The sequence below is a fragment of the Paraburkholderia sabiae genome (genome assembly GCF_030412785.1).
Classification (GTDB): domain Bacteria; phylum Pseudomonadota; class Gammaproteobacteria; order Burkholderiales; family Burkholderiaceae; genus Paraburkholderia; species Paraburkholderia sabiae.
Genome location: NZ_CP125295.1, coordinates 1204189 through 1217220, shown reverse-complemented (window position 1 = coordinate 1217220; position 13032 = coordinate 1204189). Strand labels below are relative to the sequence as shown.

Below are 13032 nucleotides of genomic sequence, written 5' to 3'. Positions count from 1 at the left end.
CGCGCCGCCGATTGCCGACGACATGCGAATAAACCCGTCATCCGGAATGAAAGGGTTGGAGGCAATTAGAATTTTTCCTCGGAGGTTTTGCGCAAGCTCGCGTGTATCGTTCGAGCGCGTCCACTTTTACATGGTGCCTTGCATGTCTTACCCGCGGCTCCTGGCCGAACTCGATCTGGGCTATACGCGCCTGCGCAATCGCGTCGTGATGGGCTCGATGCATACGGGCATGGAGGACCGCTTCTGGAACTATCCGAAGCTCGCGGCGTACTTTCGCGAGCGCGCGAAAGGCGGTGTGGGGCTGATCATCACGGGCGGCATTTCGCCGAATCGCGAGGGCTGGCTGCTGCCGTTCGGCGGCACGCTGAACTCCGTCTTCGATCTGCGCAATCACCGCAAGCTGACGCGCGCCGTGCATGAAGAAGGCGGCAAGATCGCGCTGCAGATCCTGCACGCCGGACGTTACGGCTATCAGCCGCTGGTCGTGTCGGCGTCGGCGTTGAAGTCGCCGATTTCGATGTTCAAGCCGCGCGCGCTGACCACGGCCGGCATCGCCAGAACGGTGCGCGCCTATGCGCACTGCGCGCGGCTCGCGCAACGCGCGGGTTATGACGGCGTCGAGATCATGGGCAGCGAAGGCTATCTGCTGAACCAGTTCCTGTGTCCGCGCACGAACCGGCGCGACGACGCCTACGGCGGCACGCTGGAAAACCGCATGCGGATCGCGCGAGAAATCGTGCAGGCCGTGCGCGCCGCGTGCGGCGAGCGCTTCATCGTCGTGTACCGGCTGTCGCTGATCGATCTCGTCGACGGCGGCAATACCTGGGATGAAACCGTGCAGGTCGCTCAGGCGCTCGAAGCGGCAGGCGTCACGATGTTCAACACGGGCATCGGCTGGCATGAGGCGCGCGTGCCGACCATCGTCACGTCCGTGCCGCGCGCGGCGTTCGCGCCGTTGACGGCACGTCTGAAAGCGGCCGTCAACGTGCCCGTGATCGTCTCGAACCGCATCAACACGCCCGAGGTTGCCGAAGATCTGCTCGCGCAAGGCGCCGGCGATCTGGTGTCGATGGCGCGGCCGCTGCTCGCTGATCCCGAGTTCGTCGTGAAAGCCGCCGAAGGCCGCGCGCACGAAATCAACACCTGCATCGCCTGCAATCAGGCTTGCCTCGATCACACGTTCGAGAACAAGCGCGCGACCTGTCTCGTCAATCCGCGTGCGGGCCGCGAAACCGAACTGGTCTACACGCCGCTCGCCGCGCATCAGAAGCCGCGCGCCGTCGCCGTGATCGGCGCGGGACCGGCTGGGCTGTCGGCCGCGACGGTGGCGGCCGCGCGCGGGCATCGCGTGACGCTGTTCGATGCGGCGGCGACCATCGGCGGCCAGTTTAATCTGGCGATGCGCGTGCCCGGCAAGGAAGAATTCAGCGAGACGATCCGCTATTTCGACAGCCAGCTACGCAGGCATGGCGTCGACGTGCGTCTCGGCACGCGCGTAGATCCCGCGCTGCTTGCGGCCACGCCATTCGACGACGTGATCGTCGCGACGGGCATCGTGCCGCGCCGTCCGCCGATTCCGGGCATCGACGGACCGAACGTGCTGTCGTACGTCGACGTGCTGCGCGGTGCGCCTGTCGGGCGGCGCGTCGCGGTGATCGGCGCGGGCGGCATCGGCTTCGACGTCAGCGAGTTCCTGCTGCATCGCGCGGACGAGCCGCTGCCGCTGTCGCGGCAAGCGTGGATGGACGAATGGGGCGTCGATCTGAACGTCAGCGAGCGCGGCGGTCTCAAGACGCCGGGCGTCTGCGATCCCGTGCGCGAAATCTGGCTGCTGCAGCGGAAAACGGGCAAGCTCGGCGCGGGGCTCGGCAAGACTTCGGGCTGGGTGCATCGCGCGGCGCTCGTGCGCAACAAGGTGAAGATGCTCGATAGCGTGACGTATCGGCAGATTGCGGAGCGCGGGCTGCTGATCGAGCGCGCGGGCAGCGAGCAGTGGCTCGATGTCGATACGATCGTGGTGTGCGCGGGACAGGAGTCGTTGCGCGATCTCTACCCTGGTTCGTCCGGGTCGCCCGCTGCGACCACCGCCGGCGGGCCGCGCTTTCATGTGATCGGCGGGGCGTCGGTGGCGGCGGAACTCGATGCGAAGCGCGCGATCCGCGAAGGCGCTGAACTGGCCGCGCGGTTGTAGCGCGGCGTCGGCACGGCGATGGCGGGCGTTATGCCGGTTTCGCCCGCCGCCGCAAGTCGAACCAGAATGACAGCCCGACGCTCGCCAGAATCACCGCTGTCGCGATGACCGTCGAGCGTGTCACGGGCTCGCCGAGCAACAGCGCGCCCAGCGCCACGGCAACGACCGGGTTCACGTACATGCAGGAACTCGCGATGATCGGGCTCGTATGCCGGATCAGAAAGCCGTAGGCGACATAGGCGGCCATCGTGCCGATCAGCATCAGGTACACGAAGGCGAGCATCGGCAGGAAATGCACCTCCATCATCCGTTCGCCCGACACCCACGCGACCATCGTCGACATGGCGCCGCCGAGTCCGATTTGCAGCGACGTCGACAGAAACAGGTCCGACGGCAGCTTCAGGCGCGACGCGAGGTGTGCGCCGCCCGCCCAGAACAGCGCGCCGCAGAGAATCGCCAGACTGCCGCCCGCCGAGCCCTGCGACTGGTCGCCGTGACTGAGAATGGCGATGCCGACCAGCCCGAGCCCGACGGCGAACCACTCGCCTCGCGCGATCTTGCGCCCGGCGATGGCCGCGATGACGGTCGCGAAGAGCGGCACGGTCGCAACCATCACGGCCGCCGTGCCCGTACCGACAGTGCGCATCCCGTAGGCGAGCATGCCGCTCGACAAGCCGACCAGCATCGTGCCGACCAGCCCGGCGTTGCGGATTTCCGTGAGCGGCGGCCAGACGGGCTTACGGCGCATCGCGAAGATGAACAGACCCACGCCCGCGAAAAAGTTGCGCAGACCCGACATCAGGAGCGGCGGGAACGAGCCGAGCGCGACGTGCACGGCCAGGTACGTCGAGCCCCAGACGATATAGACGACGCCCAGCGCGAGCGCGATCTGTCCGCCGTGCGATTGCGGCAGGCGGAACGGGAAACGGTCAGGAAGATTGAATGCCACGTTCAGCCCGCCCGTGCCAGTGCCAGGGCCGCGGCCCCGCTGAATACGCACGAACGGGACGGCAGACGCCGCGTCGACGACACGGCATGAGGGGCAAAACGGGCTGGCATGGCAGTAGAACGGTAGACGACAGTCGAACGGTTGTCGGACGGCAAGTGAGCACCAGGTCAATGGCGCGAATTGATGGCTTTCTCGATGCAGAATGCAATAACAGCAGCCAACGGGCGCGAAACGCCGCGCCGCCGAGCATTATGCAATATCTGGACAACGCTTCGGCAAGAGAATCGTAACTTTCGTTGCAAGGGAGACGAAAAGGTTAAATAGGTGGCGATCGTGGTGCCGTCTTCGAGGGAATCGCCAGATGCGACGGCCGCGCAGATGTTTTGCTTAGGCTGACTGATTAATTGTCGATCGTGATCCGGCATGACGGCCCGTATCGGGCATTAATGAGATTGCGGACTGCATCGCGGACACGGCACCCGACAACCCCGCAATCCCGATGAAAGCCAGCCGCAATGGGCTTCTTGCGCGTGTCGGCCGATACGTCGCCCGGCGCTGCCGCCTCAATTTCGAGACGTGTTGCCAAACCCCGCCCCGCCAGGTTATCGTGTGCGCTGCTAACGCGGGGGTCCTGCGTTGTGCGTCGCCGGGAAGCAGAACGGCACCGCATGGCGTGGGTGAGAAATACCCTTTGAACCTGATCTGGATAATGCCAGCGCAGGGAAGCGTTCGGGCTCGCCGCTTCACCTGCCGCACCGTCTCACCCTCCTCGCGCGAACCCGGTCCACTTCCCCGTCTCGTTCTCCTGCGTAGCTGTTACGCCCCACAATTGCATGGAGAAGACGCATGAACGCCAACCCGAAATTCATTTCCGCGAACGCGCACGTCGACGAGGCCGCCGTCGCGCCGCTGCCGAACTCGCGCAAGGTCTACGTGACCGGCTCGCAACCCGACATCCGCGTGCCGATGCGTGAAATCACGCAGGCCGACACGCCGACGGGCTTCGGCGGCGAGAAGAATCCGCCCATCTACGTGTACGACACGTCGGGCCCGTACACCGATCCCGATGCGAAGATCGACATCCGCGCCGGCCTGCCCGCGCTGCGCCAGCGCTGGATCGAAGCGCGCGGCGATACGGAATCGCTGCAAGGCCTGTCGAGCGATTACGGCCGCGAGCGCGCCGCCGATCCCGCTACCGCGCAACTGCGCTTTCCCGGTTTGCATCGCACGCCGCGCCGCGCTGTCGCCGGCCGCAATGTTTCGCAGATGCACTACGCGAAGCAAGGCATCATCACGCCGGAAATGGAATACATCGCGATTCGCGAGAACCAGCGCCGCGCCGAGTATCTGGAAAGCCTGAAGACGAGCGGGCCGAACGGCGCGAAGCTCGCCGCGATGATGGGCCGCCAGCATCCCGGCCAGGCGTTCGGTGCGAGCGCATTCGGCCCGAATGGCTTGCAGGCAATCACGCCCGAATTCGTGCGCGAAGAAGTCGCGCGCGGCCGCGCGATCATCCCTGCGAACATCAATCACCCGGAAAGCGAGCCGATGATCATCGGTCGCAACTTCCTCGTGAAGATCAACGCGAACATCGGCAATTCGGCCGTGACGTCCTCCATCGGCGAGGAAGTCGACAAGATGACGTGGGCGATCCGCTGGGGCGGCGACACGGTGATGGATCTGTCGACGGGCAAGCACATTCATGAGACGCGCGAATGGATCATCCGCAATTCGCCCGTTCCCATCGGCACGGTGCCGATCTATCAGGCGCTCGAAAAGGTCAACGGCAAGGCTGAAGACCTGACGTGGGAAATCTTCCGCGACACGCTGATCGAACAGGCCGAGCAAGGCGTCGACTACTTCACGATCCACGCGGGCGTGCGTCTGCAGTACGTGCCGCTTACGGCAAACCGGATGACGGGCATCGTGTCGCGCGGCGGATCGATCATGGCGAAGTGGTGTCTCGCGCATCATCGCGAGTCGTTCCTGTACGAGCACTTCGAAGACATCTGCGAAATCATGAAGGCGTACGACGTGAGCTTCTCGCTCGGCGACGGCCTGCGCCCCGGCTCGATCTACGACGCAAACGACGAAGCGCAGCTCGGCGAACTGAAGACGCTCGGCGAACTCACGCAGATCGCGTGGAAGCATGACGTGCAGGTGATGATCGAAGGTCCGGGCCATGTGCCGATGCAGCTCATCAAGGAGAACATGGACCTGCAGCTGGAATGGTGCGACGAGGCGCCCTTCTACACGCTCGGACCGCTGACGACGGACATCGCGCCAGGTTACGACCACATCACGTCGGGCATTGGAGCTGCGATGATCGGCTGGTTCGGCACGGCGATGCTCTGCTACGTGACGCCGAAGGAGCACCTCGGCCTGCCGAACAAGGACGACGTGAAGACGGGCATCATCACGTACAAGCTCGCCGCGCACGCCGCCGATCTGGCGAAGGGCCATCCGGGCGCGCAGGTGCGCGACAACGCGTTGAGCAAGGCGCGCTTCGAGTTCCGTTGGGAAGACCAGTTCAACATCGGCCTCGATCCCGACAAGGCACGTGAATTCCACGACGAAACCCTGCCGAAGGATTCGGCGAAGGTCGCGCACTTCTGCTCGATGTGCGGCCCGCACTTCTGCTCGATGAAGATCACGCAGGACGTGCGCGACTACGCCGCGAAGGAAGGCATGAGCGACGTCGACGCGCTGAAGAAAGGCATGGAAGTGAAGGCCGTCGAGTTCATCAAGAGCGGCGCGGAGATCTATCAGCGTCAGTGACGTTTGCTGGTGACGTTTGCCGCTAATGCGCATTGAGCGCAAAGCCCGCCTGTCGTCGAAGGCGGGCTTTTTTGCGCGCGCTTTTTACCGCCATTCGCGAGCAATGGGCAGGTTGTTTTTACGTCATGCCGTGATTATTCGAGAGCGCGAAACATTTGATTACTAAACCGACACTTTCCTGACAAGCCCATACAAACAGAAACGGCACCCGGCGATACCATCGAATCACCCGATCGGGAGCGCAATTTGCGATTCCCGTCGATAGAAACATAAGGGAGTCGAATCATGAAAACCTTCCATCGAATCGGTGCGCTGGCCACGCTTGTGGCCGTGGTGGCGAGCCTCTCCGCATGCGACGGCATGACCCGCCGGCAACGCGATACGGCGATCGGCGCGGGCGTAGGCGGCGCGGCGGGCGCGGCGATCGGCGGCAACGCGCTGTCGACGCTGGGCGGTGCGGCTGTCGGTGGCGTGATCGGCAATCAGGTCGGCAAGTAACGCACGAAATACGGCACAAAGATACGGCAGCAAGAGCCACAGGAAATACGACAAAATCGCCGTCGAAGGCGATGCAGGCAAACGGCCTCGGATCCCGCTTCCGCGATGCTGCATAAGCGGGACTCGAAAGCCGAAGGGAGATGGGCAGAGTCCGGCGCGCATGGACGCGCCGGACGTGTCCTGCAAATGATCGTCGTTCGCAGCCGTGCGCGCACGCGCGTGCAAACGGCAAGTGAAGCGACAAGTGAAATACGCGGTTACCACTTTACGATGTGCCCATCGAAACCCTGACGTAAGCTCAATACAATAGATTGAGCAGCGCGACACGGCGCTGCGAGATTACGAGGAGCACGTCATGAAACCGCTCGATGCAACGTTGCGCGCCGCCAGCGCCGTTGCAGCGCTGGCATTGTCGGGCGCGCTGTCCGGCTGCTATTACTACGCGCCGTACGGCTACTATCCTGGCTACGGATACTATCCGGGCTACCCCGCCGCTTACCCTGTCGTGCCGACGGCGGCAACCCAGCAGGCACTGCCCGTCGCACCCGGGGACGCGGCACAAGCCTACACGCAACAGCAATTCACGATGCCCGCCGATGCGTCGGCCGGCATGCCGCCCGCCTACGACGTCGCGCCTGTCTACGCCGCACCGGCCTACTATCCCGTTGCGTATCCGGCCTATCCGTATGGTTACCCTTACTACGGCTGGCCGGGCTGGTGGGGACCGTCGATCTCTCTGAGCTTCGGCTACTGGGGCGGTTGCTGCGGCGGTCACTACGGATATTACGGACACCACGGCTACTGGGGCGGCTATCACGGCGGATACCACGGCTATTACGGCGGCCACGGCTACTACGGACACGGCGGCAGCTGGGGCGGCGGACATGGCGGCTGGGGCGGCGGCAGCGCGTGGGCGAGCGGCGGACACGGCCGCTCGCATTGACCCGTAGCGATGAACCGCGCCGCCCTGCTTCGACTTTCGACGGCGTGACGCGCATCGCTACGAACGAGACCACGCTTCTATTCCCGCAACAGCTTCCTTCGTTTTCCCTGCTTGACGGAAATCGCCAGCGTTCTATGCTGGCGGTTGCCAGTGCAATACCTGTTTAATTGCGTACCACGGCGCTCCCGCTCCAGCGTTCCCACGCGACGGGCGCCGCCTTCATCCGTCCAGCCCTGCCGCTTCGCCGCGTAGGCGCAGTCTTCGCGTCGAATCGAACAACAACGAAGGAGACGTGATGTTTCACCAGCTATTGACGCCCATCGGCAACTCCCTGTTGCCATCGTTCATCGTTGCCGCATTGCCCATCATCGTCGTGCTCGTGCTGCTTGGCTGGGCGCGACGGCCGGCCTGGCAGGCCTCGCTGGCCGGTCTCGTGGTCGGTCTGCTGATCGCGATTTTCGGCTGGCAGTTTCCCGTCGGACTCGCGCTCAACTCCGTCGCGGCGGGTGCCGTGTTCGCCTGCTGGCCCGTGATGTGGATCGTCGTGACCGCGATCCTGCTGTACAACATCGCGCAGTATTCGGGGCGCTTCGCGGCCTTCCGCATGTGGATGATCGACAATCTGCCGAACGACCGGCGCATCGTGCTCGTCGTGATCGGCTTCTCGTTCGGCGCGCTGTTCGAAGGCATTTCGGGCTTCGGCACGCCAATCGCGATCACCAGTTCGCTGCTGATCCTGCTCGGCTTCCCCGCGCTCGAAGCGCTGACCTTCACGCTGATCTTCAACACCGCGCCCGTCGCGTTCGGCGCGCTCGGCGTGCCGATCACGGTGCTCGGCGCGGTCACGCACCTGCCGACCGATGCCCTCGCCAAGATGGTCGGCCGCCAGTTGCCGTTCTTCGCGCTGCTGCTGCCGTTCTACGTGATCGGCGTGTACGCGGGCTTTCGCAACATGCTGCGCGTGTGGCCGGTGCTGCTCGTGTCGGGCGGCAGTTTCGCGCTGACGCAGTTCGTCACGTCGAACTTCATCAACTACAGCCTGACGGACGTGCTGTCGTCGCTGGTGTCGCTGGTTCTGACCATCGCTTTCCTGCGCGTCTGGCGCCCCGCCGCCGATCCCGCGTTCGCCATCAACGTCGATCGCGTGAACGAGACGCGCGGCAAGATTACGGGCACGCAGGGCTGGTATCCGTGGCTGATCGTGTCGGCTGTCGTGATCATCTGGACGATCGCGAAGATCTTCATGATCGGCGACGTAAAGGTGCCGTGGCCGGGTCTCGACAAAGCCGTCTACATCACGCTGTACAACACGCCGTATGGCGCGATCTGGGACTTCCAGCCGCTCGCGACGGGCACGGCGATTCTGGTCGCGGCCATCATCACGGCGTTCGTCGTGGGCCTGAAGCCGGCCGATTTCGGTCGCGCGATCGTCGATACCTGGGTGCAAACGCGCATCGCCATTCTGACGGTGGCGACCATCGTCGGCCTCGCGTACCTGATGAACTACTCGGGGATGAACTACACGCTGGGGCTCGGCGTGTCGTCGGTGGGCGCGTTCTTCCCGCTGGTGTCGGCGTTCCTCGGCTGGGTGGCCGTGTTCCTGTCGGGCAGCGATACATCGGGCAACGCGCTGTTCGGCAACCTGCAGGTGGTGGCCGCCAATCAGCTGAACCTGAACCCGGTGCTGATGGCCGCGACGAACTCGTCGGGCGGCGTGATGGGCAAGATGATCTCGCCGCAGAACATCGCGACGGGCGTCGCGACGACCGACCTCAAGGGCAAGGAAGGCTACGTGTTTGCGAAGACCTTCAAGCATTCGATCCTGCTCACGGTTCTGCTCGGTATTCTCGTGTGGCTGCAGCAGAACGTGCTGCAGTGGATGATTCCGCATTGAACTGGGCATGACGACGCGGGCGCGAACGACGCGCGCCCGCGTCATGTTCTTCTGCGCGTATAACGCGCGGGCGCGTTAGAGCCAATCCTGACAGTCGGATTGCCGATTCTTGCTATTTCATTCCATCGTGAAACGACGCCCATAAGCCGGGTGTTAACATGCGTACGCATCGCGACTCAACTGTGCGCGACACACTCACGATGAATCCAGTCAACGTCTTCCAGCTTCTGATCCTCGCCGCGCTATGGGGCGCGTCGTTCCTGTTCATCCGCGTCGGCGTCGGCGATTTCGGCGTCGCGCCGCTGATGGCGCTGCGTGTCGGCATCGGCGCGCTGTTCCTGCTGATCGTGCTCGTCGCGCGCCGTCCGCTGCGCGAATCGGCCGCGACGCTGCGCACGCGCGCGCTGCCGCTGCTCGTGGTCGGCATTCTCAATTCGGCCGCGCCGTTCTGCCTGTTCGCGTACGCGGAGATCACGCTGTCGGCGGGCGTTACGTCGGTGATCAACGCGACCACGCCGCTGTGGGGTGCGCTCGTCGCTTTCGTGTGGCTCAAGGACAGGTTGAGCGCGCTGCGCAGCGTCGGTCTTGTGATCGGCTTCGCCGGCGTGCTGATGCTGGTCTGGGATCAGATCGCTGCGCCGAGCGGCACCAACGTCTCGCCCACGACGACCGCGCTCGCGGCAGCCGCCGCGCTCGGCGCGACGCTGCTCTACGGGATCGCCGCCAGCTATACGAAAAAGCATCTGACGGGTGTCGACGCGCTCACCGTCGCGACGGGCACGATGATCGGCGCGACCATCGTGCTTCTGCCGCTCGCTGTTGCATCGTGGCCGGCAGCCGCGCCGTCGATGAAGGCATGGGGCTCCGTGATCGCGCTGGGCGTCGCCTGCACGGGCATCGCGTACATGCTGTTCTTCCACCTGATCGCCGTCGCGGGTCCGGCGCGCGCGATTACCGTGACGTTCGTCATTCCCATCTTCGGCATTCTGTGGGGCGCGCTGTTTCTCGGCGAACGCGTCTCGCTGGGGATGATCGAGGGCTGCGCGGTGATTCTCGTCGGCACGGCGCTCGCGACGGGCGTCGTCAAGCGCATTCCGGGCTTCGGCGGACGACGTGTCAGCGAGCGGTGCTGATTTGCCTCTGCGCTGATTGGCAGGGACTTGCGTTGCTGCTGCGTTGCGAAAATGGCTGATCTGAGTTGCGGGCCGCGATGAGATTCGCGGTCCGGCGTTTTTCGAACTATCGAAACCTGCGCGGACTGTGATGATTGCGCCGGGTGCGCGGCACGGCCCGACGCGCAGAATCGCCAAACGACAGCACCGCGCCGCACATCACGGCGAGCGCGATCAGGCTCACAACCCACATCCAGTACGGTATGACGTCGAACATGACCGGCCTCCTCGTGATGGCTGTCTCGATCGATGCCCCAGCAAAGCGCGTGCACGCGTTTTGCATTCACCAGAATGCAATCCCCGATACCGGATGAGATGACAACAAAAAAGCCCGCAAGACGGAATCCGTCATGCGGGCTTTTTTGCGTGGCTGCGCGAGGCACGCAGCCGTGACCGTCAATGCAGCTGATCGACCATCAGCGACATGATCTGCTTCGCTTGCGACGACGAATCGATGTCACCCTTGTCGTCGACGACTGCGACACGCGTCTGGTTCGGCGTCACCGCGCGCACGTTCACGCGATATTGCTTGGCGACCTTTTCCTTGCGGCCATGGAACACCTGGCTCCAGAAGCCCTGCTCCGCCGACGACATGTCCTTCGGATCGACATAGCGCACGAAGTACAGGCCACGCGTGCGATCGCGATCGTCGACGGTGAAGTTGCTGCGATCCAGCGCGAGACCGACGCGCAGCCACGCGCGATCATACGGCTCGCCCAGCGTCAGTTCCGTGGACGACAATTGCGCCGACGTCTCTGTGGACAACGGATCGCGCATCGGCTGCTGTGCCGCCAGCGAGACGTTCGCCGCAGCCGTGGCTGCCGCCGCCGATTTCGCGCCGCTCGTCGCAGCATTCGGCGCCGTTTGCGAACCGGCCGGCGAAACAGCCGCGACGGTGGTCGCATTCGCCGTGCGCGTGCCCGTGTCGTTCTTGGCCAGCGTCGCCATCAGGCGCTTCAGATATTCGGTTTCGAGCGCGGGATCGTTCGGCTTCGGTTCCCACTTGCTCGTGTCGTTGTTCGCGCCGCTGAGCGCTTCACGCAGACCTTTCTGGCTGACGAACACGTAAGTGCCGCCATTCGGCGCCGCTTCGAGACGCGTCCGGTACTTGTTGCGCTCGGCCGTCACATACGAATTGCCCATCGCCTTCGACAATGTGCTGCGGATCAGGCCGTCGTTGATCGACGGATGCGTTTCGTTCCAGTCCGTCTCCATCACGCCCTTGTCGCGCTGGTCGACGACGAGCAGAAAGCCTTGTTCCTGCCAGAAGCGGCGGATTTGCGGCCAGGCCTGTTCCGGGCTCTGGTTGTCGAGCACCAGCCAGCTTTCCGTGCCGTCGCGCTGGATATGCATGCCAGTGACAGCGGGCGCGACGGACGCGGTGGACGGCGCCTCGCTCTGCACCTGCTGCAGCGTAGACAGCGACGTCTGACCGCTTTGCGGCGGCAGCGAACGCTGATCCGCGGTTTCCTCGATCATGTTCGGCGGAACAGCGAGTGACACTTCCTTCGATTTCGAGTCGCTCTTGTAGTCGATCTTGGTCGGCGACGACGTGCCGCAGCCGGCGACCAGACCGCCTGCCATCAGCAATGCTGCAAACCGCTTGGTGAGACGAAGTTCAGTCATGTTCTGGGAATCCTTCCGCTACGCCACGGCAAGTCCGTGGACTAACCCATCATTTTACCGGCCCGGCGACGCGAAGTGCAAAAAGCAGACGTTACCTCGCCTTCTCGCGCTTTCTCACGTTTTCGATTACGGCACGGTTGAGGCCTTTTTGCGTCGATCGGCGTCTTGTCATCCAAGTTCGAATGGCGAACTTTGGCACATGCCGGCCCCGCGACGCAAAAGCCGCCCGCATCATCTCATAATGAATCGGAAGGCCGGCATTTCTAGCAGTATATGAGCTGAAGATTTAACGGTTCGCCACAATCTTCCGGGCCTTCTCCTGCACTATCCATCCGCAACTAATCCTTTGATTTTTCTACTCAAAATCGTGCTGACGGTTTGTTGTCTTTTGAGATAAAAACCCGTCCTTACCGTCTCCACGGATCGTGTCTCAAAACCCCGGTGATATCTTGAAAAGACGATCTCAAAAATCTTCAAGGACTCTCCGGGGGCCGCAGCATGACACTGATCAACACGCATCGCGCAATCGTTGTCGCCGCCTCGGCCGTGTTCGCGTTGTGCGCGAACACGCTGACTGCGTGCGATGCGCGCGCCGAACTCGGCGGCACGATGCCCGCCCTGCAAGCCAATGAACCCTGCACCCAACATGCGGTGCCGGGCAGCGCAGTCCGCGTACAGTCGACCGTCGATGCAGGCGGCACGACCATCAACGCGTACGCCACCTGTGACGGCCTGATCTTCGCCTATGCATGGCAAGGCCCGACCATGCCTGACCTCGCGCGATTGCTGGGTCCGTATGCGGACGGATATCGCGCGAAAGCGGCGACGCAACTCAGCGCATTCGGCCATCTTCACGCGTCGCGCGTCGAACAGCCGGATGTCGTCGTCGAGTCGGGCGGCCAGATGCGCAGCTATGTGGGCCGCGCGTGGCTGCCCGCCGCCGTTCCGAGCGGCTTTTCGCTCGCCGATCTGCGCTGACGA

Annotated in this window: 10 protein-coding genes and 1 riboswitch; of the genes, 7 read left to right on the top strand and 3 right to left on the bottom strand. The window is 63.8% G+C overall.

What is annotated here, in order from left to right; genetic code table 11:
• Nucleotides 1-142: 142 nt before the first annotated feature.
• Nucleotides 143-2191: an NADPH-dependent 2,4-dienoyl-CoA reductase gene (locus tag QEN71_RS05490; RefSeq protein ID WP_201650053.1), complete on the top strand. Its 2049-nt coding sequence runs from the start codon at nt 143-145 to the stop codon at nt 2189-2191.
• 28 nt (nt 2192-2219) lie between these two features.
• Here QEN71_RS05490 and QEN71_RS05485 read toward each other — a convergent pair whose 3' ends face one another.
• Complete coding sequence (locus tag QEN71_RS05485; RefSeq protein WP_201650052.1) at nt 2220-3140, bottom strand: EamA family transporter; 921 nt, start codon at nt 3138-3140, stop codon at nt 2220-2222.
• A 614-nt stretch (nt 3141-3754) separates the two neighbouring features.
• A riboswitch (TPP riboswitch) is annotated at nt 3755-3882 on the top strand.
• Between the two features lie 104 nt (nt 3883-3986).
• On the opposite strand from QEN71_RS05485, the gene thiC reads away from it, so the two are divergent.
• The 5 genes from thiC to QEN71_RS05460 all read left to right on the top strand — a co-directional run bounded on the left by thiC (nt 3987) and on the right by QEN71_RS05460 (nt 10386).
• Nucleotides 3987-5918, top strand: coding sequence for a phosphomethylpyrimidine synthase ThiC (gene thiC, locus QEN71_RS05480; RefSeq protein ID WP_201650051.1), 1932 nt, complete (start codon nt 3987-3989; stop codon nt 5916-5918).
• Nucleotides 5919-6203: 285 nt separating this feature from the next.
• Nucleotides 6204-6416 carry a glycine zipper 2TM domain-containing protein gene (locus QEN71_RS05475; RefSeq protein ID WP_012400913.1) on the top strand — a complete coding sequence of 71 codons (213 nt, stop codon included), beginning with the start codon at nt 6204-6206 and terminating at the stop codon, nt 6414-6416.
• A 355-nt stretch (nt 6417-6771) separates the two neighbouring features.
• On the top strand, nt 6772-7359 hold the full coding sequence (locus QEN71_RS05470) for a hypothetical protein (RefSeq protein ID WP_201650050.1): 588 nt from the start codon (nt 6772-6774) through the stop codon (nt 7357-7359).
• A 295-nt stretch (nt 7360-7654) separates the two neighbouring features.
• Nucleotides 7655-9253 (top strand): L-lactate permease, encoded by a 1599-nt coding sequence (locus QEN71_RS05465; RefSeq protein ID WP_201650049.1) that lies wholly within the window; start codon nt 7655-7657, stop codon nt 9251-9253.
• Nucleotides 9254-9411: 158 nt separating this feature from the next.
• A complete protein-coding gene (locus QEN71_RS05460; RefSeq protein ID WP_201650048.1) occupies nt 9412-10386 on the top strand; it encodes a DMT family transporter in 975 nt (324 codons plus the stop codon).
• A gap of 106 nt (nt 10387-10492) precedes the next feature.
• On the opposite strand, the gene QEN71_RS05455 is transcribed toward QEN71_RS05460, so the two are convergent.
• Together QEN71_RS05455 and bamC are read right to left on the bottom strand one after the other, a co-directional pair.
• A complete protein-coding gene (locus QEN71_RS05455; protein WP_201650047.1) occupies nt 10493-10642 on the bottom strand; it encodes a hypothetical protein in 150 nt (49 codons plus the stop codon).
• 179 nt (nt 10643-10821) lie between these two features.
• A complete protein-coding gene (bamC, locus tag QEN71_RS05450) occupies nt 10822-12051 on the bottom strand; it encodes an outer membrane protein assembly factor BamC (RefSeq protein ID WP_201650046.1) in 1230 nt (409 codons plus the stop codon).
• A gap of 498 nt (nt 12052-12549) precedes the next feature.
• On the opposite strand from bamC, the gene QEN71_RS05445 reads away from it, so the two are divergent.
• Entirely contained in the window at nt 12550-13029 is a 480-nt protein-coding gene (locus tag QEN71_RS05445; RefSeq protein ID WP_201650045.1) for a DUF2844 domain-containing protein, read from the top strand.
• Nucleotides 13030-13032: the final 3 nt, after the last annotated feature.

Bases quoted from the DNA above. Each gene is read 5' to 3' on its own strand.
- bamC (WP_201650046.1), bottom strand. From the start codon at position 12,051: ATGACTGAACTTCGTCTCACCAAGCGGTTTGCAGCATTGCTGATGGCA.
- QEN71_RS05460 (WP_201650048.1), top strand. From the start codon at position 9,412: ATGCGTACGCATCGCGACTCAACTGTGCGCGACACACTCACGATGAAT.
- QEN71_RS05475 (WP_012400913.1), top strand. From the start codon at position 6,204: ATGAAAACCTTCCATCGAATCGGTGCGCTGGCCACGCTTGTGGCCGTG.
- QEN71_RS05455 (WP_201650047.1), bottom strand. From the start codon at position 10,642: ATGTTCGACGTCATACCGTACTGGATGTGGGTTGTGAGCCTGATCGCG.
- QEN71_RS05490 (WP_201650053.1), top strand. From the start codon at position 143: ATGTCTTACCCGCGGCTCCTGGCCGAACTCGATCTGGGCTATACGCGC.
- QEN71_RS05470 (WP_201650050.1), top strand. From the start codon at position 6,772: ATGAAACCGCTCGATGCAACGTTGCGCGCCGCCAGCGCCGTTGCAGCG.
- QEN71_RS05465 (WP_201650049.1), top strand. From the start codon at position 7,655: ATGTTTCACCAGCTATTGACGCCCATCGGCAACTCCCTGTTGCCATCG.
- thiC (WP_201650051.1), top strand. From the start codon at position 3,987: ATGAACGCCAACCCGAAATTCATTTCCGCGAACGCGCACGTCGACGAG.
- QEN71_RS05445 (WP_201650045.1), top strand. From the start codon at position 12,550: ATGACACTGATCAACACGCATCGCGCAATCGTTGTCGCCGCCTCGGCC.